This window comes from Halobacillus sp. ABD4_316, assembly GCF_056161385.1.
This window is the reverse complement of record NZ_JBSWZA010000006.1, coordinates 13618-36436: the sequence shown is the minus strand read 5'-3', so window position 1 is coordinate 36436 and position 22819 is coordinate 13618. Positions and strand designations below refer to the sequence as shown.

General features: G+C 48.0%; 24 protein-coding genes, 1 pseudogene and 1 riboswitch. Of the genes and pseudogenes, 9 read left to right on the top strand and 16 right to left on the bottom strand.

The window, feature by feature from the left end:
- Positions 1-37: 37 nt before the first annotated feature.
- The 3 genes from ACXAJH_RS18000 (at position 38) to ACXAJH_RS17990 (ending at position 1662) form a co-directional block, all read left to right on the top strand.
- On the top strand, positions 38-133 hold the full coding sequence (locus tag ACXAJH_RS18000; RefSeq protein ID WP_156896547.1) for a putative holin-like toxin: 96 nt from the start codon (positions 38-40) through the stop codon (positions 131-133).
- Positions 134-473: 340 nt separating this feature from the next.
- Positions 474-1040, top strand: a complete 567-nt coding sequence (locus tag ACXAJH_RS17995; protein WP_474972257.1) for a sigma-70 family RNA polymerase sigma factor — start codon at positions 474-476, stop codon at positions 1038-1040.
- Positions 1033-1662, top strand: coding sequence for a hypothetical protein (locus ACXAJH_RS17990; RefSeq protein ID WP_474994866.1), 630 nt, complete (start codon positions 1033-1035; stop codon positions 1660-1662). The genes ACXAJH_RS17995 and ACXAJH_RS17990 overlap by 8 nt, the downstream gene beginning before the upstream one ends.
- A 61-nt stretch (positions 1663-1723) precedes the next feature.
- On the opposite strand, the gene ACXAJH_RS17985 is transcribed toward ACXAJH_RS17990, so the two are convergent.
- Positions 1724-2368: a uracil-DNA glycosylase gene (locus ACXAJH_RS17985; protein WP_474994864.1), complete on the bottom strand. Its 645-nt coding sequence runs from the start codon at positions 2366-2368 to the stop codon at positions 1724-1726.
- 133 nt (positions 2369-2501) lie between these two features.
- Here ACXAJH_RS17985 and ACXAJH_RS17980 point away from each other — a divergent pair, with 133 nt between their 5' ends.
- Together ACXAJH_RS17980 and ACXAJH_RS17975 are read left to right on the top strand one after the other, a co-directional pair.
- Positions 2502-2723 carry a hypothetical protein gene (locus tag ACXAJH_RS17980; RefSeq protein WP_474990851.1) on the top strand — a complete coding sequence of 74 codons (222 nt, stop codon included), beginning with the start codon at positions 2502-2504 and terminating at the stop codon, positions 2721-2723.
- Positions 2724-2741: 18 nt separating this feature from the next.
- Positions 2742-3746: a DUF3231 family protein gene (locus ACXAJH_RS17975; protein WP_474994862.1), complete on the top strand. Its 1005-nt coding sequence runs from the start codon at positions 2742-2744 to the stop codon at positions 3744-3746.
- A gap of 32 nt (positions 3747-3778) precedes the next feature.
- Here the strand turns inward: ACXAJH_RS17975 and ACXAJH_RS17970 are convergent, their stop codons facing one another.
- The 3 genes from ACXAJH_RS17970 to ACXAJH_RS17960 form a co-directional block, all read right to left on the bottom strand.
- A complete protein-coding gene (locus ACXAJH_RS17970) occupies positions 3779-4765 on the bottom strand; it encodes a sodium:calcium antiporter (protein WP_474967127.1) in 987 nt (328 codons plus the stop codon).
- A gap of 110 nt (positions 4766-4875) precedes the next feature.
- Entirely contained in the window at positions 4876-6390 is a 1515-nt protein-coding gene (locus tag ACXAJH_RS17965) for a phytoene desaturase family protein (RefSeq protein WP_474967126.1), read from the bottom strand.
- A gap of 12 nt (positions 6391-6402) precedes the next feature.
- Positions 6403-6957, bottom strand: a complete 555-nt coding sequence (locus ACXAJH_RS17960; protein WP_474972262.1) for a methyltransferase family protein — start codon at positions 6955-6957, stop codon at positions 6403-6405.
- Between the two features lie 128 nt (positions 6958-7085).
- Here ACXAJH_RS17960 and ACXAJH_RS17955 point away from each other — a divergent pair, with 128 nt between their 5' ends.
- Positions 7086-7244 (top strand): hypothetical protein, encoded by a 159-nt coding sequence (locus tag ACXAJH_RS17955; protein ID WP_474972263.1) that lies wholly within the window; start codon positions 7086-7088, stop codon positions 7242-7244.
- On the opposite strand, the gene ACXAJH_RS17950 is transcribed toward ACXAJH_RS17955, so the two are convergent.
- The 9 genes from ACXAJH_RS17950 to ACXAJH_RS17910 all read right to left on the bottom strand — a co-directional run bounded on the left by ACXAJH_RS17950 (position 7241) and on the right by ACXAJH_RS17910 (position 17533).
- Positions 7241-7468, bottom strand: coding sequence for a hypothetical protein (locus tag ACXAJH_RS17950; RefSeq protein ID WP_474967123.1), 228 nt, complete (start codon positions 7466-7468; stop codon positions 7241-7243). The two genes, ACXAJH_RS17955 and ACXAJH_RS17950, sit on opposite strands and share 4 nt — an antisense overlap.
- A gap of 192 nt (positions 7469-7660) precedes the next feature.
- Positions 7661-8902 carry a dicarboxylate/amino acid:cation symporter gene (locus ACXAJH_RS17945; protein WP_474972264.1) on the bottom strand — a complete coding sequence of 414 codons (1242 nt, stop codon included), beginning with the start codon at positions 8900-8902 and terminating at the stop codon, positions 7661-7663.
- 462 nt (positions 8903-9364) lie between these two features.
- Entirely contained in the window at positions 9365-11035 is a 1671-nt protein-coding gene (gene acsA / locus ACXAJH_RS17940) for an acetate--CoA ligase (RefSeq protein ID WP_474994860.1), read from the bottom strand.
- 12 nt (positions 11036-11047) lie between these two features.
- Positions 11048-11761, bottom strand: coding sequence for an ABC transporter ATP-binding protein (locus tag ACXAJH_RS17935; RefSeq protein WP_474967120.1), 714 nt, complete (start codon positions 11759-11761; stop codon positions 11048-11050).
- 18 nt (positions 11762-11779) lie between these two features.
- Positions 11780-12616 (bottom strand): ABC transporter permease, encoded by an 837-nt coding sequence (locus ACXAJH_RS17930; protein WP_474967119.1) that lies wholly within the window; start codon positions 12614-12616, stop codon positions 11780-11782.
- Between the two features lie 12 nt (positions 12617-12628).
- Positions 12629-13612 (bottom strand): aliphatic sulfonate ABC transporter substrate-binding protein, encoded by a 984-nt coding sequence (locus ACXAJH_RS17925; RefSeq protein ID WP_474990843.1) that lies wholly within the window; start codon positions 13610-13612, stop codon positions 12629-12631.
- Between the two features lie 20 nt (positions 13613-13632).
- A complete protein-coding gene (locus tag ACXAJH_RS17920) occupies positions 13633-15411 on the bottom strand; it encodes a PLP-dependent aspartate aminotransferase family protein (RefSeq protein WP_474972267.1) in 1779 nt (592 codons plus the stop codon).
- Positions 15412-15544: 133 nt separating this feature from the next.
- Positions 15545-15653: riboswitch (SAM riboswitch) on the bottom strand.
- A 76-nt stretch (positions 15654-15729) separates the two neighbouring features.
- Positions 15730-16875 carry a trans-sulfuration enzyme family protein gene (locus ACXAJH_RS17915; RefSeq protein ID WP_474972268.1) on the bottom strand — a complete coding sequence of 382 codons (1146 nt, stop codon included), beginning with the start codon at positions 16873-16875 and terminating at the stop codon, positions 15730-15732.
- A 58-nt stretch (positions 16876-16933) separates the two neighbouring features.
- Entirely contained in the window at positions 16934-17533 is a 600-nt protein-coding gene (locus ACXAJH_RS17910) for an NUDIX hydrolase (protein ID WP_474972269.1), read from the bottom strand.
- 110 nt (positions 17534-17643) lie between these two features.
- On the opposite strand from ACXAJH_RS17910, the gene ACXAJH_RS17905 reads away from it, so the two are divergent.
- On the top strand, positions 17644-17826 hold the full coding sequence (locus tag ACXAJH_RS17905; RefSeq protein ID WP_474972270.1) for a hypothetical protein: 183 nt from the start codon (positions 17644-17646) through the stop codon (positions 17824-17826).
- A 103-nt stretch (positions 17827-17929) separates the two neighbouring features.
- Entirely contained in the window at positions 17930-19375 is a 1446-nt protein-coding gene (locus ACXAJH_RS17900) for a hypothetical protein (protein WP_474967113.1), read from the top strand.
- Between the two features lie 249 nt (positions 19376-19624).
- Here ACXAJH_RS17900 and ACXAJH_RS17895 read toward each other — a convergent pair whose 3' ends face one another.
- The gene (locus ACXAJH_RS17895; RefSeq protein WP_474967112.1) at positions 19625-20389 is read right to left on the bottom strand and encodes an alpha/beta fold hydrolase; all 765 of its coding nucleotides are present in this window, start codon (positions 20387-20389) and stop codon (positions 19625-19627) included.
- A gap of 170 nt (positions 20390-20559) precedes the next feature.
- Here ACXAJH_RS17895 and ACXAJH_RS17890 point away from each other — a divergent pair, with 170 nt between their 5' ends.
- Complete coding sequence (locus ACXAJH_RS17890) at positions 20560-21141, top strand: SCO family protein (RefSeq protein WP_474967111.1); 582 nt, start codon at positions 20560-20562, stop codon at positions 21139-21141.
- A gap of 214 nt (positions 21142-21355) precedes the next feature.
- Here the strand turns inward: ACXAJH_RS17890 and ACXAJH_RS17885 are convergent.
- Positions 21356-21520, bottom strand: a pseudogene (locus ACXAJH_RS17885) (IS5/IS1182 family transposase); the annotation flags it as partial.
- Positions 21521-21868: 348 nt separating this feature from the next.
- Positions 21869-22771 (bottom strand): DUF1002 domain-containing protein, encoded by a 903-nt coding sequence (locus tag ACXAJH_RS17880; RefSeq protein WP_474967110.1) that lies wholly within the window; start codon positions 22769-22771, stop codon positions 21869-21871.
- Positions 22772-22819 lie beyond the last annotated feature (48 nt).

Genomic DNA, 22819 nt, shown 5'->3' with positions numbered 1-22819 from the left:
AACAGAACTTTGTACTAGAAAGGGTGTGAGGCCTGAAATGAGCACATATGAAGCCCTCATGATCATGTTTGCGTTTGGAACATTCATCATTACCCTCCTTGCGCTCATCATAAAAATGAACAATAAAAAATAGACCTTCACGAACGTGAAGGTCTATCCTGTCTTCCTGTGCGAACGGTATCGCGGCGGCAGCTGCATCTGCCGCCGATTCTCTTTTATTATAGCATAAATAGGAGAGAACATAAGAAAAAAGTTTACCGCTCACACGCCGTTATTCCTCCATCAGCTTCCTTATTTCTACACGGTCTGCACCTATCATTCTTTATCATCCGCCAGGTTTCACGTGGAACAGCTTTTATGATCCTGATAACAGACAAGGATAAAACAGTCATTACGACGAATATAAGAGTAAAAGACAACGGATGAAAACTTTTTTCCGGGGAGTGTCGTCTAAACAGATGAGGTGGGACAAATTGATACGCAGACAGCGGCCGCAGCCTGCTTATGAACCCGATGAACTGGATGAACAACGGATTGAAGAATGGATACGTCAATACGGCCATGATCTCAAGTGGCTCGCTTACTCTTATGTAAAAGATTATGCAGCAGCCGAGGACATTACACAGGAAACCTTCATCAAAGCCTACCAAAGCTACCATGCCTTCAAACAAGAATCTTCTATTAAAACATGGCTGTACAAAATTAACGTCAACTTATGTAAAGACCATTTAAAAAGCTCCTATATGAAGCGTGTCGTTAAAAAAGGAACCGAACTGTTCAGGTCGATTCCTTCCCCGAGAGAAAACCCGGAGGAATTGGTGATTCGCCGGGATGAAGACGAAGCACTTCTTGCCCACGTATTAACTCTAGAGGATAAATACCGGGAAATCATCATCTTATACTACTTTGAAGAATTTGATATCAAAAGCATGGCAGACGTCTTGAATACCAGTCCGAATACAGTTAAGACAAGGTTGAGACGGGCCCGCCAGCTTCTTCAGGAACGGATGACAACGGAAGGGAGTTCACAGAGTGAATGATTTGACGGACAGAAAATTAAAGAAAATGAACCACCGCGTCAAGTACGGCCATGTTCCATTTGATGAGCGTTATATGAAGAAAAACGTGATTCACACGATGAAGCAGAGAAAGACCCGGCACAAGTCCAGCTTCTTGATGAAAACAAGGGTGTGGGTCCCGGCTTTCGTTACAGCTGCTGCTTTTACAGTCACGTGGAATACAAACGGCCCCTCTACAGAAGAAGCTGGTTCAATGGCCTACCAATCCACTCCAATCCATGTGAAAGCACCCGCCCCCCCAGCAGGAGCCGATATTGCTCATACCTCTTCAACGATGGTTCGGGAAACATATATCATTTATGAAGATGAGGAATTTTACCAGACCAACACTCTTGTTTCCAAAGAACAGCTTGGTGAAGTCGTAGGCGTGATCGGCCACCAGTCTCCCGGCGAAGAAGCCGAACCTTTGGCCCAGGTGAACAGCTTCCAGCCGGAAGCGAAGATTTATACAATCAAAGGAGAAAAACAAACAGACAAAGTAGCCATCCAAAGCTGGCGCAGCACAGGAATCGGATCGCCCATAGTCAGCACACAAGGGTATTTTGTATTTGAAAAACTCCCTTCAAACAGTTCGGACAGCTGAATAAATGATTAGCATCAAATTCGAAACCTCTTCCTGACCTGAATCTTCCACACAAGAACAGTCACCCTTCCCCGCGGCTGTTCTTTTCTATCTCGTTCTTCAGATGATCCAAAGACTCCCAGATGGTATCTTTAATCCCCGGATTGTAAAAAACCGCAGCCGGGTGATACAACGGAATGATTGTGTATGTTTTTTGAGTCAGCTCGTAGCCAGTGTCCCCTTTTTTCTGAACAGGAACCTGAAAGGATTGCCCAATCACGTCTGTCATCTTATCTTTTCTCCCGGTCAGCCGTTGATAAGCCACACCTCCGAGGGCAATAATGATTTTCGGATCCATTTCGGCAATCTGGTAGTCCAGCAGGTGGGCGTGGGCATCGATTTCTTTTTGATTGGGCTTCCGGTTCGCCTTCCGCCTCCCTCCACTCCCTTTTTTATTTGTATCCACCCACTTGTAAGGACGGCTCCTCACAACGCTTGTAATATAAACCTCTTCCCGTGAGAGGCCCGCATAATCCAGGTGCTTGTTCAGCTCGTCTCCGGCACGGCCGATGAACGGCCGGCCTTTAACCGCTTCATTCTCCCCCGGTGCCTCTCCGACAATCATAATGTCCGCTTTCTCATCCCCGGACCCAAGAACAAATCCCTCCACATCGTAAGGTTCCATATTCTTTTCCGCCTCATTAACCAGCTCTTCGGGCCATTTCACAGCCATCTCCCCCTTTTCTTTTTTATTTATGTTCCACCAGGACCCCGCTGTTACACGCGGACCTCCGGATTTCCTTCTTCTGTCGTATAATTCAGCAGGAGGATGACACGCTATAAAAAAGGAGGCGGTATTTGTGACAGAGCAGGATATGGCTGACATTTTCAGCGATTACGGGTATAGCAGTGTCTACCATCGATTTAAAACACCCCTGTATGTAACAGGACTGCTGGATGACATGGAACCAGCGCTCTTGGAGGACTTTTTCGAGCATATGGAGCTCTCTCCTGAGTTGTTTTTTGATGAATTCCGCTTTTGGATTCAGTATTATGCAGCCTCTCAAAATAATCATTCATAAAACAGGAAGGTGTGTCATATGAGCCAGGATGGACGTATTGTTCCATTAACTTCAGGCGAAATCGGAGTGCTATGGTCCGGGTATCTAGGAGAAACAATGATCAACTGCGTGATGGACAGCTTCCTCCAAAACGTCAAAGACAGAGATGCCCATAGACTTCTGGAACTCAATGCCTCTTTAGTAAAGAAGCGGATCAAGCACTATCGGCAGATTTTCGATCAGGAAGGCATGAAAACGCCGGAGGGCTTCGGTGAACAGGATGTGTTTCTCGATGCTCCACGAATGTTTTCGGATAAGTTTTATATTTTCTATCTAAAAGAAATGAGCCGCTCATCGATTCTGAATTATTCCAACGCGATGTTCGCCTCTCACCGCCGTGATATCCGGATGTTTTTCCTTAAAAGTCTACAGGAATATGCCGACATTTTTAATGCAGCCATCGAAGCTCTCCTTGAAAAGGGGATTGTCATCCGCACACCAGCCATTCCTATACCTACCGACGTCAAAATGGTGGAGGACCGGTCGTTTCTGGGCCACATCAAAGGGTCACAGCGGGCGATTTCTGCTTTGGAAATCAAAGAATTGTACATCAACCTTGATACGAATATGCTTGGGAAGTCATTGATGATCGCCTTCAGTCAATCCGCTGACTCCGATGAATTGCGAAAGTATATGGTGAAGGGACGAAAAACCGCCCATAAGCATATCCATTTTTTCATCAATCAATTGATGGCGGAAGACCTGCCCGCTCCCCAGCTGTGGGACCCTGAAGTGACGGAATCTGATGTTCCTTTGTTTTCTGACAAACTGATGTTTTACCACGCTGGACTTGCTGCATCGAACGGAATGGCCAACTACGGAACGGCCCTGGCTCAAACAGCACGCAAAGATCTGTCTCTGGCCACCGCCCGGCTCCTTTTGGAAAGCGCCCGCTTTTCCGCAGAAGGTTTTCATATCGGAATTAAAAAAGGCTGGATCGAGCAGCCTCCGCTTGCTCCGGACCGCCCACGCCTATCTGAATAAAAAAAGCAGGAGGAAAGCTCCCCCCTGCTTTATTATTTGATCTGAAAAACGAGATACGTCGTCACAAAATAACTGATGATGATTAAAACGGAAGGAAGCATGTAGCTCCAAGGCTGCACCTTTTTCCTGGTAATGCTGTAAATAATCAGCAGGATAAATAAAATCGAAGCCGCTCCTGTAAAAAGGTTCGCAGGAGAGGACTGCTGAAGCAGATTCCCTTTGATGTAAATCAAATCGGTAATTGCCAGGATCATCAAATTGAAGGCGTTACTGCCCAGGAGCGAACTGATGCCGAGGTTGAAATTCCTCAGCTTCAAAGCCGTTCCTACACTGACGGCATCAGGAAGCGATGTACTGATCGCTACTAGGAAGGCTCCGATAAACGAAGCTCCGATACCAGTAATTACAGATATCCGTTCGGCTGTAATCGTCAGCACACTCCCTATCACCATAATCAACAAAGCATACATAATAAACCTGAACAATACCTGCTTGTACGTAAAGTCCTTATACCGCTCATTCTGCTTCTTAACTTTCCTCCCTTGATAGGACGTCCGGTTATTGATGAATTTAGACCCGATGAAATACAGCATAATGACAGCGATGGATGTATAACTGATATGGAATATATGCGTCGGCAGCGTCAGACTCAATCCAGCTATGACGATGATCGTCATATAAATAACCAGCCAGCCGTACATCTTGCTTTCCGCCGTGGCATGGGTAAGGATTTGGTACCTTCGATAAACGATGTCAAAAATAGCCAGACCCATAATATTAAACAAGTTACTCCCAATTAAATTACCAACAGCCAGATCAGGACTGTCAATGATGATTGCCGTAACACTTGATGTCAACTCCGGCAGGGATATGGCGATTCCGATGATCGCTCCCATAAATGCAGAGGACGCTTTCGTTTTTTCTTTTACCGCATCTCCATATATCGATAATCGGGAAGCCACAAAAAAGGTGCTGACTCCTGATAATATAAAGAGCGCAAAAATGATCCAGCTGCTCATATAATCACTCCAGACTCAATTCTCGCAACTCCTACCCCATACCCCCGGTAAACCGTGTATAAACGAAAAGACCAGCGCTTTTTGCTGGTCTTTTCTGGATATAGACGTATTCAGGATTGAGGTACGGCTTCATTTTCATACTCTTTAATCAAATCAGCGGTCAGCTGGCCGGAAAGTGTCACCATAGGGACACCGCCTCCCGGGTGGGTGGACCCGCCGACAAAGTACAAGCCTTCAAACACCTGACTCTTGGAAGGAATTTTAAATCCACCGTTGGATTTCTTATCCGCTGCAATGCCATAAATAGAACCGCCGTTCGGACCATAGAGAGCTTCCAAGTCTTCCGGGGTGAACCGGTATTCAAACTCGATGGAATCACGCAGTCCTTCAATTCCCATACGTTCCAGCTTATCCAGAACTACTTCCCTGTAGGCGTCCCAGTCCACAGGTTTCTGTTTTTTACCTGTCATCGGCGGCACGTGGGTCAGGACAAACAAGTTGTCCTTGCCTTCCGGCGCCTGGGTTTCGTCCGAACGAGCAGAAATACCGATGTAGATGGTCGGGTCGTCCGCAGGCTTTCCTTCTTCAAAAATCTGCTTGAATTCTTTTTCAGGATCTTCAGAGAACAGGAAGTTATGGTGCTTCAAGTGATCGAACTTGCGGTCTGTACCAAGAAGCAGAACAAGACCGGAAACCGTCGGATCGAACTTCTTCTCCAGAGATTTCGTTTCCTTCTTCACTTTGGAAGTCTTCGGTGCCAGCTTTCTGTAAGCTGGAATCGCTTCGAGGTTGGAAACGACAATATCAGCCTCGTGCAGCGTGCCATCTTCCGTTTCCACACCTGTCACGCGGTCATTTTCGACAACAAGGCGCTGCACAGGTGTATTCAGATGAACATCGACGCGGAGTTCGTCCATCAACCGGCCCATCCCCTCCGCAATCTTATACATGCCGCCTTTGACATAATGAATGCCAAGACCCAGCTGGACGTAAACGAGCTGATTCAAGATGGCAGGGGCTGAATATGGGTTGGATCCCACATACATGACGAAATAGTTGAAAAGCTGCTCTAAATAAGGATTGTTGAATTGTTTATGCGTGGACTTCGCAACCGTACTGAGCGGATCCATCTGCATCAATTCGTTCAGCTTATGATGTTTCTTCAAGTCTTTCAAGTCCTGGATGCTGTACTTATAAAAGCTCTTCATGCACAATTCATACATATCCTGGCTGTAGGAAAGGAAATCCGTCAGCTTTCGGTTCGGACGGTTCGTCACTTTGGACATTTCCTCCAACATATTCGGAAGGTCACTCGTTACATCCACCTGTGTACCGTCTTCAAAGAAGGTGCGCCACTGCGGCTCCACCCGCTCCACTGTAATATAGTCTTCCAGACGTCGGTGAACACTGGCGAAGAGCTGCTCCAGCACCCACGGCATCGTCAATATGGATGGTCCTGTATCAAACGTAAAGCCTTTTCCCTCGCGGCGGTTCAACTTTCCGCCGATGTTGCTGTTCTTTTCAATGACCTTTACATTATATCCATCTGCGGACAACCGGATTGCAGCGGACATCCCGCCCAGTCCTGCACCTACAACAATCGCTGTTTTCTTATTCAAACCCATCCACCTCCAAAATTAATAAACAAAAGGAATGAAGCGGTACCTTTTTCCACACCATTCCCTGTACATCTCGCCGTGTTCTTTCGTCAACATCGCTTCTTCGAGCCGGATTCTATGTAGTAAAGCGATCGTTATCAGTATGCCAAATAGAACAGCGGGATAGACATTGCCGGTTCCGAGACAAAAGCCGACAACAATGAAAAACAACCCTGTATACAAAGGATGACGCAGCAGCCGATAAGGTCCTGAACTCACGAGTCTGTCCCCTTTCCGTACCGCCACATTCCTTGTAAACTGCTCCTTCAAATGGAGAATCCCCCAATACCGGAGAGCCGTCCCTGAAGCATACAAGATCAGTCCTGTCCACCATACCCATTGGGCAGTGGTGATTCCCACCGCGCCTTCTCTTAATCCAAGAGAAGAACCGACGGTCAGGACAACAATGATAAAAATCAGCGGAAAGGAGCGGCGTTCCTGGTCACCACCGTCAGATCTGTCGTTTCGGAAAATAAAAAACTCCGCAATCCAGAAAACGGTCACCACCATAAAAAGCAGTTCAAAGACAGACAAAGCAGCCCCTCCTTTCCACATGCATAGCTGCTACTAAACTCCTTTTTCCCCTGTTCCTTCATCCGTAAACAGGTCTTGCCCATCCCAAAGAAGGGCTTTAGTATATAAAGAAAGAAAGGAGCATCAAGATGGAAGCATTTTATTGGATCTTCATCCTCTCCGCTGTAACCGCTACTTTTTTCGTGATTTTCAAAAAGTTATCAAGAGGAACCTACTGGACAGTCGCAATTCTCGCTCTCATCTATCTGGTCGTCCTTTCCTACAGCCTGCTTAACGGCCCTCGTTAACGCCGGTCTTCTCTGCGCTGTTTATTGATAGCCTCCCTGATGTGATAGAGCTCTGCATACATAGCCGTTACATAAACGAGCAGAATACTCAGAAACATGGAAAGGATAAAGGATGTTCCACCGAGATCGAACCCGAGAACAGCGGAAAAACCGACAACTGCCCCGATAATCACCCCGATGGCGGTTAAGTAGATAATTTTTTGAAATGTTACAGAATAAAACATGGGAACACTCACCTCTTCCTACTTTTATATCTATCTTCTACTATACCCCTGCAGGACTTTCCTTACACGTCGAGACGTGGATGATCCCCAGCGCTCCCTCCTTCCATTTGAAACAGAATGAAGCCCGGCACAGCAGACTTTTAGAAAATAAAAAAAGCGCAACCAAAAGGTTGCACTTTTTCAGTGTTCCGTTTATGCTTGCATACGTTGTGTTTCCTCATCCAATCCACCGTGCTTTTTCTCGGATTCAGCGACAACAACTGCACACGCAGCATCTCCAGTAATGTTAAGAGCTGTTCTTGTCATATCAAGAAGACGGTCAATACCGATAATCAACGCAATACCTTCGACCGGCAGGGATACCTGATTCAGTACCATGGCAAGCATGATCAGACCGACACCCGGCACTCCGGCCGTACCGATACTCGCAAGTACGGCAGTTAACACGACCATAATTAATGAAGTGAAAGATAAATCAGATCCATAAACCTGGGCGATGAAAATCGTCGCCACACCCTGCATAATTGCTGTCCCGTCCATGTTGATGGTGGCCCCGAGAGGCTGAACGAAACTACTGACAGGTTTAGGGACATTTAAGTTTTCCTGTGCCGTTTTCATAGAGATCGGCAGCGTGGAACTTGAACTGGATGTACTGAATCCAACCGTCATAGCAGGGAAAAACCCTTTGAAGAACGTAATCGGATTCATCTTACCCAGGAAGGATACAGCAGAACCGTACGTGACAATGGCATGGATGAACAGCCCGAGAAGGACGACAAACATATACATACCCATCGCACGCATACCGTCAATGCCCATTGTTCCGATAGCGGAAGCAAGAAGACCAAAAGCACCATACGGCGCAAAACGCATAATCAGATTAACGAGGAACATCATAATTTCGTTCCCCTGCTCCACCAGTTTATAGATCCCTTCTGTTTTCTTGCCGAGCATAGCAAGAGCAAAACCGATAAAGATCGCAAAGGCAATGATTTGCAGCATATTTCCATCCGTCATAGACTGGATCGGGTTGGTCGGAATAATGTTCGTAAAGGTTTCTACAACACCAGGTGCCTCCTGGGCTTCATACTCCGCATTAGCCGTACTGATATTAATGTCGCCCGGCTGGAAGAGGTAGGCAAGCCCGATCGCAATGGAAATGGCGATCGTTGTTGTAGCTAGAAAGAAGCCGATGGTTTTCCCGCCGATTCTCCCCAGTTTCTTCGGATCACCCAGGGAAGCCGTTCCCAAAGTGATGGAGAAGAAGACAATCGGGACGACGAGCATCTTAATAAGATTTAAGAAGACGGTCCCCAATGGACTGAAAATATAGGCATCCAAAGTTGTAAATAGATCGGGTGCAGCTAAATGGAGACCCAGACCTACCGCAGCACCAAGGATTAAACCAATAAAAATCTTGGTTGTTAACTTCATGACGTAACCTCCTGAAAACAGATATGATAGCGCTTTCTTATTATTTCCTTCAAGCTTGATTTCTTAAAAAAAGTGAAAAAAACAGTCTTGAACCATTAAAAAAAGACGTACGCAATGGGGCGTTTGTACCTCTTTGGGTGTGAGTGTGTAGGCGTAGTTTCGGACATTAACTATTGGCTGCAACCATGTGGATGGATCGTGCTTTATAGATTATAGCACAGAATGACTAAATTTTGAATAGAATTTGCTGGCAGTTTTTTATGCATCCGCATACTGGAGAGATTGCTGCGATTCACCGGCCGGAAGAACCGCTGTAGGACAGTCTTTACAGGATTATGAGAAATTTTAGAATATATTACAATTTTATAAAAATATAAAAGGCGTTGTATATTATATACAATCCATGCATAAAAAAACAGCCGCCTCTCAAGCGGCCGTTCTTATTAAAGAACCCCTTCACTTTTACCACTTCTTAAGTTCCCTCCGCAGAACCTTACCACTAATCTGTGTTTTAGGAAGCTCTTCTATAAATGCTATTTCCCTTGGCGCAGCGTGTGCCGCGAGCCCACTCTTCACGAAGATCCGGATTTCTTGCGCTAACTCTTCCGTTCCTTCATACTTCTCATTTAAAACGATATAGGCTTTGACGATTTCTCCGCGTACATCATCCGGTTTTCCGATGACTCCGGACTCTTTTACAGCAGGATGCTCCATCAGCTTGCTTTCAATTTCAAAAGGTCCGATCCTCTCTCCAGAAGAGTTGATCATATCATCACTCCGGCCCTGGAAGAAAATATAGCCGTCTTCATCCATATACGCAAGGTCACCAGCGAGATACCAGTCTCCTCCGAACGGGAAATACGTCTGATACTTTTCGGGATTTTTCCAAACTTCCTTCATCATGGACGGCCAGGATGCCTGTATGGCAAGATGGCCTGTTTTATTGGAGGGAAGCTCATTTCCATCATCATCCAGCACCGCTGCCTTTATTCCCGGTATCGGCCGGCCCATGGATCCAGGTTTGATGGTTCTCGTCGGCAGATTGGCTACAAGCTGGGCGCCTGTTTCCGTCATCCACCAAGTATCGTGGATTCTCAGGCTCCACGTTTCGTAAGCCCAGTGAATAACTTCCGGGTTCAACGGCTCTCCGACACTCAGGACATGTCGTAGTTTAGATAAGTCATAGTCTTTATGCAGACGTTCCGGCTGGGATTTCAGCATACGGAAAGCGGTCGGTGCGCTGTACCAGACGGTTACACCCGCGCGTTCCAGCACCTCATACCACGCTTCAGCAGAAAAGCGCCCTCCGTGAATGACTGTGGTCACCCCGTTCAACAGAGGAGCAAACACGCCGTATACCGTACCTGTCACCCAGCCAGGGTGGGCGGTACACCAATATATATCCGATTCATGGAGGTCCAGTACCCAGCGTCCTGTCTGGTACTGCTGGATCATATTACGGTGGGCATGGATGATGCCTTTCGGCTTCCCGGTAGAGCCGCTTGTGTAATGAATGTTTAAACCGTCTTCCAGATCGACCCATACCGTTTCGAGCTCCGGATCTTCCTTTTCCGCTTCTTTTATAATGGAAATGTAGTCCCCGCCCTGCCTGTCGGTAACAAAAATACTTTTCAGGCTTGGGATGTCCTCCCGAAGGACACGATCCAGAAAAGAGTGGTCGGTTATTAAATATTCCCCTTCACAGTCGTTGATCCTATCCTTTACGGCTTCTTCCATAAAGGCTTCAAACAATGGCCCGACGACAGCTCCCAGCTTGATGGCGGCCAGCATGGCAATATGACAGGAAGGATGCTTTGGGAGGAAAACAAAAACAAAATCCCCCTTCTTCACCCCATGCCTCTGAAGCACACGCGCCCATCGGTTCACTTCACGCTGAAGCTCGGCATACGTATAGGTGATTTCTTCTTCATCCGACAAATAATGCAGCGCGGTTTTGTTCCCTCTGCCTTCCGCCACGTGCCGGTCGACACACTCATAGGCCATATTCACCTTTCCGGTCTCGTGCCAGGTAAAGTTGGAATGAATATCCTTCCAATGAAATGGAGCGCCTTCCCTCCATTCGCGTCCGACTTGGTAGTCTCCCTTCTCCGGAGGGATTGTCGCGTTTGTCATAGATGTACCTCCTTATCGTTTCGTAAAGTCCAGTTCCTTGAGGATCTGCTCTTTCAATTCACCTAGAACGGCATCGCCACGCTTTCTCGGCTTCGGCCTCTGGATGAACAGTTCCGACTCGATCTGTCCCGGCTGCCCTCTCATGATGACAATGCGGTCACACAGATATAGAGCTTCATCAATATCGTGAGTCACAAGGAGTGTTGTCGTATGGTGTTTCTCCCATATAGAAAGCAGAAGGTCCTGCAGCTGCATTTTCGTAAAAGCATCCAGGGCACTGAAGGGTTCATCAAGGAGAAGGATGTCAGGCTGGCTGAGCAGCGACCTTGCGATAGCAGCCCGCTGTGCCATACCACCGGATAAGTCCTTTGGATAATGATGCTCAAACCCCTTTAATCCTACAGTTTCTATCAGTTCCAAGGCGGGCTCCTTTTTGGACGGCCTGGAAAAACCGAACGTGACGTTGTCAAGGACATCCAGCCACGGCATCAGACGCGGTTCTTGAAACATCATCCCAAAGGCACTCTCACGGTTTTCAGACTTTGTCTGGATGCTCCCTTCGTACTCCTGATCCAGACCGGAAAGAACACGAAGAAGCGTACTCTTCCCACATCCACTCGTGCCGAGCACTCCGACAACTTCTCCTCTTTTTACCTGTAAATCTATATTTTCAAATCCTGTCGTTCCGGATTGGAACGTTCGTGACACTTGATTGACTGCCAGCACATGGATCGTTCCTTTCTGTCAGGCATTTTCTAAATTATCCTGCCACTTCAATGCTCTCGTCTGTATTCTCTTCAATATTTCATCCGTAACCTTGCCGAAAACAGCAAAGAGCAGGATGCTTCCTATAACAAGGGCAGGGGCAGACGTATTCTGACCGTACACCATCAAATAACCAAGTCCCTGGCTGGCACCCAGCAGCTCAGCGGCCACTACGAACATCCAGCCGAGGCTGAGACCGCTCCTGAGACCAACGATGAAAGATGGAAGCGCGGCAGGAAGAATGATTTTTTTAATCTGCTGCAGACTCGTAAAGTGATAGATACGCCCGACTTCGATCAGTTTACGATCGACTCCCTGAATGCCTGACGTTAAATTTAAATACACAGGGAAAAATACCCCTACAGCAACAAGCGTAATTTTCGACGCTTCACCGATGCCGATCCAAAGGACGAACAAAGGCACCCAGGCAAGCGATGGGATCGCTCTAAGGGCCTGGAGCATCGGATCAAGCAGCTGACGGGCGATCCGGCTGTACCCTGTAGCCGCTCCCAGTACAACAGCCGCGGCCAGACCAGCAAGAAATCCTGCAAAAACACGGTAGAGGGTGATGCTGATGTGCCCCCACAATTCCCCTTCCTGTGCCATGCCGGTCATTTCTTCAACGACAGCTGTTGGAGAAGGAAGCAGGTAAGGAGCCACCCATCCCGCCCGGGAAGCTGTTTCCCACAGAATAAGGATGAGCACCGGGAGGACCAGCCCTAACAACGCCCCTCCCCACTTCCTTTTAGGAGCCGGTTTGATTTTCGTTCGCTGCACAGCTGGTGATGAAACAGCAGCTTCTGTACGACTGGACATCGTTGGACCTCCTTATTCAATCACTTCTTCTGCAAATTCCGGCCGGACAAGATCTTCCGTCAACTGATCAATATCCACATCCGGTTTGATCACTTCTTCTTCCTGAAGGACCGTGCCGGCTCCTTGAATCGTTTCTTTTAAAGCAGCTCCCGGAACAGGATCCGACAGGTCGTTGCGATCCAGGCTTTTCTTCGCTACCTCAAGATCGAGATTGGCTTCCTCGGCCAGAATTTCAGCGGCTTCATCCGGGTGTTCTATCGTCCACTCCCGCGCTTTTTCGTAGGCTTTAATCACATCTTTGACGACGTCAGGATGGTCATCCGCAAACGCAGAGCGGACGTTCAACGTTCCGTACGTATTGAATTCAGGCTTACGGTAAAACAACTCTGCCCCTGCTTCCAGTTCATTACGTGCCATGTGGGGATCAAGCCCTGCCCATGCATCGACATTGCCGGAGTTCAAGGCAGAAGCCCCTTCGGGATGCTGCAGATTGACAAGCTCAATATCATCCACACTCAGTCCGTGGTCCTTTAAAGCACGAACAAGAAAAATATAAGGGTCGGTTCCAAGCGTGGCGGCGACTTTCTTCCCTTTTAAATCCTCTACAGTAGATATGCCAGAATCCGGATTCGTGACTAAAGCCGTCCATTCCGGCTTGGAATAGAGATAGACGGATTCTACAGGAGCATTATTCGCTTTAGCCATCAACGCGGCTGCTCCGGCTGTAGAACCAAAATCAACGCTGCTTGAATTCAAAAACTCAAGCGCCTTGTTGCTTCCCTGGCTGAGCACCCATTCCACTTCGATGCCCTGTTCTTCAAACGCTTCCTCGGCCCATCCCTTTTCTTTCAAGACCAGACTGGTTGGAGAGTAGTAGGCATAATCAAGGGTTACCTTATCCGGCTGATCCTCCTGACCTTCGGCATTACTTGAACAACCGGCAAGCCCGATGGCGGCCGCTGCACTGAGGACAGCTATGGCTTTTTTCCAATTCATCTTTTTACCCCTTCCCCTATTTAAATTTCGCATGCGTACGTATCTATGCTTCCGCGCAGCCGCTGTGCTTCTTTGTAGGTACAACGGTTATGGACAACTTCCAGACCTGCTTCACTGGCAATTTCCGCTGCTTTTGGAGAAATGACACCTTCCTGGAGCCAGAACACACCAGGCTGGATGTCCGCTGCTTCCCGGGCAATCTCAATGGCGGCCTCAGGGCTGCGGAACACCTGGACGACGTCGATGCTGAATGGGATCGATCTCAAATCCGGGTAAGCTTTCTCGCCAAGCACCTCCTCCTCCCGAGGGTTCACCGGGACGATCTGATACCCGAGCCGCTGCATTTTTCTTGCGAGTCGGTGACTCGGACGGGAAGGCTTTCCACTGAGACCGACGACAGCCAGGCGTTTCGGACGTGTTTCTCCTCCTTCTGTAATCTTCGCAGAGCTGAGCGCCCACTTGATGACACCTTCATCATTCTCTGTGATTGCCCGCTTTCCGGAATCATTGCCTGTTGCCTTGGCAATGGCCCGATCCAGGTCATTGATTAAATCCTTGCTGGATTCGAGTCCGATGGAAAGACGAATCAGCTCTTCCGTCACTCCGGTCGCCGCAAGCTCTTCAACAGAAAGCTGCTGGTGGGTCGTAGACGCCGGGTGGATGATCAGAGATTTCGCATCGCCGACATTGGCGACATGGGACCACAACGAGATGTTGTTGATCACCTGACTCCCAGCTTCTCTGCCTCCTTTGATTCCAAATACGACAATGGAACCGTAGCCGCCCTCTAAATATTGATTGGCCAGTTCATGGGCCGGATGGTTTTTCAAGCCGGGGTAGGAAACCCACTCCACATCGGGGTGTTCCGCCAAGTATTCAGCCACTTCCCGGGCATTATCTGAATGACGTTCCACCCGCAAATGTAGCGTTTCAAGTCCCTGGAGCAGAAGGAAAGCGTTCTGCGGACTGAGGCAGGAGCCAAAGTCACGAAGCAGCTGAACCCTGAGTTTTGTAATGTAGGCGAGCGTGCCGAAATCGGCTGTATAAACGATCCCGTTGTAGCTCGGATCCGGCTCTGTGAAAACAGGGAACTTTCCATTGCCCCAGTCAAACTGCCCGCCGTCGACAACGACGCCGCCGATAGCTGTTCCATGGCCACCAATCCATTTCGTGGCCGAATGGACGACAATGTCAGCTCCGTGTTCAATCGGACGGCACGTGTAAGGTGTGGCAAACGTGTTATCGACGATCAATGGAACCTGATGTTCATGGGCAATGGCGGACACCTTCTCAAAATCAAGCACGTGAAGACTCGGGTTGCCGATGGTCTCAGCGAAGACGGCCTTCGTATTCTCATTGATGGCCTGTCTGAAATTGTCCGGATCGACCGGGTCAACAAAATGAACATTAATGCCATACCGCGGTAAAGTGTTGGCGAATAAATTATAAGTTCCGCCGTATAAATTGGATGCTGCCACGACTTCATCTCCTGCACCAGCTACATTCAAAATGGCCAGTGCAATGGCGGACATGCCTGAAGCCGTCGCTACCGAGGCTACTCCGCCTTCCAGAAGAGCCATGCGTTTTTCGAATACGTCCACCGTCGGATTTCCGAGCCGGGAGTAAATATTCCCCGGTTCATCGAGGGCAAAAAGGCTCTGGGCGTGATCGGTATCATGAAACACATAGGATGTGGTCTGGTAAATCGGAACGGCCCTTGAACCGGTCGTAGGATCTGGTGACTGTCCACCGTGCAGAGAAATGGTATCAATATCGTAGCCTTCAAAAGAGTTGGTCATTGTATGGCCTCCTAAAGTTTATTATTCTCATCATTTTAATCAGTTTTAAAAAGAAACTGGTCCTTACAGCGTCTTTATCCATGCAAAAAGCCCTCTTCCATATAAGAAGAGGGCTGAACGTGCTGATATCCTCCTCTTATCTACCAGATCCATGATCTGTAGGACTTGGCACCTTTTCAAACCGATGTTTGAAGGTTGCCGGGCTTCACAGGGCCTATTCCCTCAGCCGCTCTTAATAAGAGTACTAGTTATTTAATTTTGATTATGTTGTGAATTATAGCTGACCATCTGCATCAATGTCAATAACATTCTGAATTTTTATTTTATTGAAGCGTCAATGGTTCTTTTCAGCTGATGAATGATATCTTCATCGCTCTCAATTCCTATGGATAAGCGGATGACGTAATCGTTCACTCCGATTTTTTCACGTTCAGTTTCTGACAGAGCCCTGTGCGACGTACGGACAGGGTAGGACACAGTTGTCTGGACACCAGCGAGTGTCGGTGCAATTTTGATCCATCCAAGAGATTTGAAAAAGGCTTCCACATCCACGCTCTCATTGAGCTCGATGGTAACAATCGCTCCATGACCACGTTCAGATACGTATTCAGGATAAAACACCTTTTTAACCCCAATATGCTCCCGAAGTGCCTCTGCAACACTTTTTGCATTCGCAGACTGTTGTTTCATCCGGAGTGCAAGGGTTTTGGCTCCTCTCTGGGTCAACCAAGCTTCAAACGGACTTAAATTTGCTCCAAGAGTCACGATTTTCTGGGCTGCTTTGGAAATCAATGCTTCCGAACCGGCAAGGACGCCGCACGTGACATCACTATGACCGCCTATGTATTTCGTTGCACTGTGCACAACAAGGTCCACTCCATACTGATAGGGCTGGACAAGATAGGGGGTGGCGAATGTATTATCCACCATCGTCTTTATGCCGTGTTTTTGAGCGAGACTGCTCAGACCTTTCAAGTCTTCCACGCGTAGGAACGGGTTGGAAATCGATTCCGTATAAAGCAGATGGGTATGAGGCTGGATGGATTTCTCCACCTCGTCCAAATTGTTAAAGGATACCATGGTGACGTCGATTCCGAAGGATGGCAGTTCTTTAGTCAGGAGTTTGTGCGTACCTCCATACACATCTTCTGCGGCTACAATATGGCCTCCGGGTTCAACAGCCGCCAGAATGCCTGCAAGGATGGCTGACATTCCTGAGGAGGAAGCGACTCCAGATGGAGCACCTTCGAGCTCAGCAACCGTTCCCGCAAGTTCATCGGTATTCGGATTTTTTTCTCTTGTATATAAGTATGGACTTTCCCCTTCATAGTAACTTTCCAGATGGTCCAGGTCCTTGAAGGTAAAGGCGGATGTCTGATAAATCGGTGTCGTCTTGCTGTTATGCACCTGTGATTGATCCTGTTTATGGTGGACAATTTTTGTTTCAAAGCTTGGGTGTGTCATTCGTCGACTCCTTTCTGATCACTTAATCAAAAATTATATCGATGGAGAGGTGTTATTGTCAAAGTTTTTCGACATATTCAGACAAAGCCTTCAGCAACTGGCTTTGATAGGCAGGGGTATGAGGAACAAATGATTCCGCCTTCATAGTTTCTGATTCCCCGGTGCAAATCGAAACACCTGCAGCCACTTCCCTCTCTCCCGTCATTAAGAAGGATAACTGATCCAGAGGGATGGCAAGAACGTCAGCCACTTCAACTCCCACCGGCATATCCCCGCCAGGCCAATGATAGAAAAACAACCGGCAGATTTCCCGGTCCACCTTGTCTTTCCCAATCAATTCCTCCTTCACATATCCTGCCGGTGTTAAAGCAGAACGTTCCAGTGACAGCCCCAATTCTTCCTGAATTTCGCGCAGTCCCCCTTTCATCAATCCCTCTCCTGCTTCGATGTGTCCGGCGGCCGTTATATCATATAAGCCGGGATAATCTTCTTTATCAAAGGCCCTTTTCTGCATCAGCACATGCCACTTTGTATCGATTTTATTTACAAACCAGCAGTGAAACGTTTCGTGCCAGTCTCCATCTCTGTGAACCTCCCCGCGTGCCTTAACACCCGTTTTTTCTTCCTTTTCATTAAAAATATCCAGCATTTCCTCCATCTCTTAAGCCCCTCTCCCTATATACGGATCTTTCTGTGATTACGATCTATGATATCCAGAAGTTTAATTTAACAGCAAGGAGGAAACCTTAAACAAAAGGAGGTGGAACGATGAGCGAAAAGAAAACACGCCGCGGCCGTGTCGAACGATCGAATGAGGCGGCAGAAGCTTTTAACCGGTCAGCAAAATTCAATCAGGCTTTCTCCCACGAGCCCCCGCAAGCCTTACAGGAAGATCATAACCATTCGGAAGGAGACTCCCTGCTCCATCATTACTCCGATGACGAAAAATGACCTGCGTTTATCCGCGGGTTATTTTTATGACCTCTCAAAAATATAGAAAATTCTGTTAGTATAGAAGGGAGCGTGACAAGCATGATGAAAGGGTGAATTCACCATGGGGGAAAACATAGGAAAATGGAAGTGGCTCATCATTGGCGCTGTCCTGACCCTTTTTGCAGGAGGTACATACATTTATACAGGTTCTCAAGACTCCTCCAAATTGGTTCACGAAGAAGACGGTTCCTTACATAGAAAAGCCAAGCCTGTCGATATGGAAGACGTTCCTGGCAGCTGGAAGGAAATCGAGTCAGAGGAGCGTCTTCACGAGTTTTTTGAAGAGCGCATTCCGGGCCTGGCCCTTGCACGGGAAGAAGGGCTGACCACAACAACCGAAGCTTCGGCTTCGCTGCCGGGACGCGACGGCAGGGCTCAGATTTACGAAGTGTGGCATGGGGAACAATTCATCCACTTCTTGTACCGTATTGATTTATCTGCCCTCGTTTCTGAGACGGAGGAAACGGAGGGGATCGGGAATATGCCGTCGCTGCATTCCATCCATATGAAAGCGACAGAGGATAACGGTGCCCAGACATTGGACCTCAGGCAGGATGGGGTTGGTAACCAGGAAGCTGTGATCTACGAAAACCGCCTGTATGGAGCAGTCTCCACCCCTCCGGTCAATGACCCTTGGGAACTAAATGATTTTGAGACGAAGGTTGAAGAGGTTAACCGGACGGTTCCCACATCCCTGACCTTTCAAATGGACGGCGAGACCTATGAAACAGAAGCCGCACCTGTTTCTTATGTATACAATGAGGAAGCGAATATCTTGAAAACATTCACCACCACCGGGACCTACGAAAAAGATGGTCTTGTCATTGAACCCGAAGAAGTCCAAGTCCGAGCATCCTATGGAAAAGTGAGAATGGCCATTGAAGATGAAGATGATGTGTTCAATCATACGATGAATTCCTACTTTAAGATGGACACAGGCGAGAAGATCCCGGTATTTCTCGGTTATGATCAGGAAGAGAACGCCGGCACTTATGAAGGGCGGTTTCAACCATTAGGAGAGATTCCTGAAGAGCTTACGCTTGTTGTAGAAGATATCCACCTTAAGGAAGATGCCTCTTATTCGTTTACTGTAGATATAGACCATATGGACTTGAACGCGTCTACTTCTAAACGGATCAGCGAAAAAATCGGAGAAGCGCGCCAAACGGATATTTACCTGGACAGCGTGGAAACAACAAGTGACCAGCACATGAGCTTGGAATTGAGCTACAGCCCGCACGACTACCACCAAAACGAAAAGCTGGTCGGAGAATCCTTTCATCCCCTTCCTGCATCAGAACAAGGACAAGAAGAACCTTCTTCTTTCGTTTCTGTTCTGGGAGATAACGGCCAGGAAGTCCAGGCCGATTATGCAGGTACCGATGGGATGGCCACGATATCTTTCCCGACCAACAACTTTCAGGAAGCCTCGACGCTCACTATTACCGTCAACCAGATGGTGTATGGAAAAGAAGTCGACACGACATTTGATTTGAAACCCCAATAAGAAAGCAGAGGCACAGCTTTACAGGAACTCTGAACCTTCTCTTTGCGCACTAACGTCCATAAGAAGAAAGTACTTTGTTCCCATGATTGAGATGATGAAAGAGGTGACGTAGAGCTTATCGGTGGTGACGCCTGCGGCAGGCACCCACCGATAAGCGGAACGTGACCACCTACACGCTGTAGGAGCATGACCCCGGGATGAAAAAAGTATCTTTCCAGCAAGCTGAAAGCAGAGGCACAGCCTCTGCTTTTATAATGCGTCTATGAATTGAGATGCGGCTTCATTGAAACGGTCATAGTGAGTCGCAGGTGTCTGATGATAGGCGTCCTCGATGACGACCATCTTCGCCTGCGGACACGCCTGATAAAAATGACTGTGTTCACTGATCCAGAACTCCTTGCTCCCATAAACCAGAAGCAGCGGCTGCCTTAAGTTCTCCAGCCGGTGGCTGCAGTCATAATGAAGTGCCCGGTCATAAAAGGCATGCCATGCTTCCGGATCCGACTTCGCCATATGTTCATTCAGCTCCCGCTTCAGTTTTTCATCCCTGAAATGAGAATGACTTAACAGCTTAGCGAGGGTTTCAGGGCTCTTCTCCACCCAGTACATCCCCCCGTGGAACTCAAAACGGAGCCCGCCGGTTTCAACTTTTGGAAATCCTCCTGCAAGAATGACTGCTCTGGCTCGTTCAGGGTAGGTCAAAGCCGTCTCCTGAGCCACCATCCCTCCGCATGAATAGCCGGCGATGACAGCAGATTCCAGCTGGAGATGATCCAGCAGACTGATCACTTCCCTTGCATACCAGGTAATGTCAGGGGAGTGTGTTACCACATCAGAATCTCCGTTCCCACTCAAATCCGGTAGAAGGATGCGGTACTTTGCTGCCAGCTCGTGCTGCATTTTAAACACCATCCGTCCCATTCCCGGCGGATGGATGAAAACGACCGGCTGCCCTTCCCCTGAATCCTCATAAAACAATGCTTTTCCGGAATGGCTGTCCGTATAATAAGGCATACCCTGTCACTCCCTGATCGAATATCATGGACCCTTAGGATTCCCTGGACTGAAAGGGTTATACAAGCAGGTATATTTGTCCAATTTAAGAACAGTCCCTCAGCCGATTGACACGTTGTTTAAGGCGGTCGTAAACTAGAAGAGACTTTATAACCTGGAAGGAGAAACCTATGAAGCGCTTGTTACTCTTAGGCGGATTGCTCAGCCTCGCCCTTATACTAGCGGCCTGTGGATCCAGCGAACTGGAAGATACATTGGACTGGGAGATCCAATCATTCGAAGGGACCACCCAGAATGGGGAATCTTTTTCCACTGATGAACTGGAAGGCGAAGTATGGCTGGCGGACTTCATTTTCACCAACTGCAACACGGTCTGCCCGCCTATGACAAGAAACATGGTGAAAGTGAAAGAAATGTTGAAAGAAGAAGGCGTGGATGTACATAGTGTCTCATTCAGTGTAGACCCGACCGTCGACACACCAGACAAGCTGAAGGAGTTCGGAAGCAAATACGGCATGGATGAATCCAACTGGACATTTTTGACGGAATATACACAGGAAGAGATTCAAGACTTTGCACGGGAAAGCTTCAAAGCCTCTGTTTTAAAAACGGAGGGCAATGACCAGGTCACCCACGGCACATCCTTTTACTTAGTAGGAGAAGACGGGAAAGTCCTGAAAAAATATAGAGGGGACACCGACGTTCCTTTCGAACAGATTGTCGAAGATACGAAAACCGCCGTGGATTCATAAACAAGAAGCCGCTCTCCTCATAGAGAGCGGCTTCAGCTTGTAGAGAAACCTCTGTTTCTTTACAAGCTTTTTTTGTTTCTTACCGCCAGGAGCGAAAGCCCCTTCCCCTTTCCGCGGACGAGCGCCCGAGCTTCCTCGCAAAACCCACGCTCGGTGATCTCGGACCACTCGTTCTTCCGCAGGAGTGGAAGGGGCACCGCTCCTTGGAAGTTCTTTAAAATTGAAAAAGACTCTCCTCCACCCCGCTCACCCTTGCTGGATGGAGGACAATCTTTTTCATATTCCGGCAGGCAGCCGTCATCAGCGCCTGTTCTTTCCCTTTTTCTTTTCCACGCAAGCGGCCATAGCGCAGCTCGTGCCGTTCTTTTGAATCCGCGAACCTGCTTCGTGCACAATCTCTCTCCTCTATATTCTACCGTCGATGAGGAGCGTTCGGTGGTGATGCCTGCGGGAACAGCACAGGCCGAAGATCCACTTGGGCAGGCGGCCTTCCTGACCAAGTTAGCTGAGGGCGTGCCCGCGGCATTCATCCACCAATAAGCGGAATGTGACCCTTTACACGACTAATGGACAACTCTAACTGGTTAACACAGTCTTTTTCTACAGCCAAAAGCCGCTCTCCTTATAGGGAGAGCGGCTTTTCTTTCGGCAGGCGTCCTTCCTGACCAAGTCAGTTGAATACCTGCCCACGGCAGACATCCACCGATATAAAAGCCGGAGAACCGGCTTAATTGAACAAGGAGCTTATGAAGTTTTTCAAAGACTGGAAGAAGCTTTGAACGGCATTACGGAAGCTGTTCCAGAACCCATCATCATTGATGATATCCTGGATGCTGCCTGTCAGATCATCCAGTTGGTTTTTCACTTGATCGAAATTGATATTCAAATTTCTCATTTGATCAAACAAATCCGTCAATCGCTGGCGGTCTTCTTCACTGAGTTCGATGTTCAGCGTCTGCAGCTGCTCCTGAACAATCTGCTCGACCTCTTCCTTCGTTGCTGGATCCTGCTCAGCGATGGCTTTCTTGATTTCCGTCAGCAGTTCGCTGACTTTATCCTGGTCGATCCCTTCTTCTTCTGCAATATCTGTCGCAATATCCAGTTCATCGCTCGCGACTTTCATACGGCTCTCATCCAGTTTCACCCCTTTGGCATCATACGCTTTGTAGATCCCGGTAAGAGCGGAATGTCCACTCACTTTCACAGAGGAAGCCACCAGCACTTCAGCGTTTTCGACGCCGGCAGTAAGGAGAGCATTCGTATACATTTCTTTAGTCACCTGTGTTATGTTATCTGGTGTAACGATTTCAATGGACAGTCCTTCTCCGTTGTCTTTATGAAGAATTTTCACAGAAGAATACATATTCGAATTTGGATTACCACCGATGTACTCATTCAGATCCTGTCCGTTGACCGAAAACTCGTCGACCTGTTCATGCTGGTCCACCTTGAGTAAGTCCGCCACCTCAGATTTCTGCGCTTCTGAAAGGGCTTCACCGTAGACAACAATCGGCAGTCCCAGCTTTTCATTGATGCCCTGGTCTCCTGTAGAGGCGTAACTTTCCAGAGGCACCGCCCAAACAGAAAAGAGAAGCAGAGCCATCATCCAGATACTTGTCAGTTTTTTCATAACGTCGACCCCTTAATCGTGGTTGATTCCTTCTCATACAACGAGGCG

Excerpts from the sequence above, each read along its gene's own strand:
- ACXAJH_RS17945 (WP_474972264.1), bottom strand. The coding sequence starts at position 8,902 with ATGAAGTTAACAACCAAGATTTTTATTGGTTTAATCCTTGGTGCTGCG.
- ACXAJH_RS18000 (WP_156896547.1), top strand. The coding sequence starts at position 38 with ATGAGCACATATGAAGCCCTCATGATCATGTTTGCGTTTGGAACATTC.
- ACXAJH_RS17930 (WP_474967119.1), bottom strand. The coding sequence starts at position 12,616 with ATGTCCAGTCGTACAGAAGCTGCTGTTTCATCACCAGCTGTGCAGCGA.
- ACXAJH_RS17880 (WP_474967110.1), bottom strand. The coding sequence starts at position 22,771 with ATGAAAAAACTGACAAGTATCTGGATGATGGCTCTGCTTCTCTTTTCT.
- ACXAJH_RS17905 (WP_474972270.1), top strand. The coding sequence starts at position 17,644 with ATGAGCGAAAAGAAAACACGCCGCGGCCGTGTCGAACGATCGAATGAG.
- ACXAJH_RS17910 (WP_474972269.1), bottom strand. The coding sequence starts at position 17,533 with ATGGAGGAAATGCTGGATATTTTTAATGAAAAGGAAGAAAAAACGGGT.
- ACXAJH_RS17895 (WP_474967112.1), bottom strand. The coding sequence starts at position 20,389 with ATGCCTTATTATACGGACAGCCATTCCGGAAAAGCATTGTTTTATGAG.
- ACXAJH_RS17965 (WP_474967126.1), bottom strand. The coding sequence starts at position 6,390 with ATGGGTTTGAATAAGAAAACAGCGATTGTTGTAGGTGCAGGACTGGGC.
- ACXAJH_RS17920 (WP_474972267.1), bottom strand. The coding sequence starts at position 15,411 with ATGACCAACTCTTTTGAAGGCTACGATATTGATACCATTTCTCTGCAC.
- ACXAJH_RS17900 (WP_474967113.1), top strand. The coding sequence starts at position 17,930 with ATGGGGGAAAACATAGGAAAATGGAAGTGGCTCATCATTGGCGCTGTC.
- ACXAJH_RS17975 (WP_474994862.1), top strand. The coding sequence starts at position 2,742 with ATGAGCCAGGATGGACGTATTGTTCCATTAACTTCAGGCGAAATCGGA.
- ACXAJH_RS17970 (WP_474967127.1), bottom strand. The coding sequence starts at position 4,765 with ATGAGCAGCTGGATCATTTTTGCGCTCTTTATATTATCAGGAGTCAGC.
- ACXAJH_RS17925 (WP_474990843.1), bottom strand. The coding sequence starts at position 13,612 with ATGAATTGGAAAAAAGCCATAGCTGTCCTCAGTGCAGCGGCCGCCATC.
- acsA (WP_474994860.1), bottom strand. The coding sequence starts at position 11,035 with ATGACAAACGCGACAATCCCTCCGGAGAAGGGAGACTACCAAGTCGGA.
- ACXAJH_RS17950 (WP_474967123.1), bottom strand. The coding sequence starts at position 7,468 with ATGTTTTATTCTGTAACATTTCAAAAAATTATCTACTTAACCGCCATC.
- ACXAJH_RS17955 (WP_474972263.1), top strand. The coding sequence starts at position 7,086 with ATGGAAGCATTTTATTGGATCTTCATCCTCTCCGCTGTAACCGCTACT.
- ACXAJH_RS17915 (WP_474972268.1), bottom strand. The coding sequence starts at position 16,875 with ATGACACACCCAAGCTTTGAAACAAAAATTGTCCACCATAAACAGGAT.
- ACXAJH_RS17890 (WP_474967111.1), top strand. The coding sequence starts at position 20,560 with ATGAAGCGCTTGTTACTCTTAGGCGGATTGCTCAGCCTCGCCCTTATA.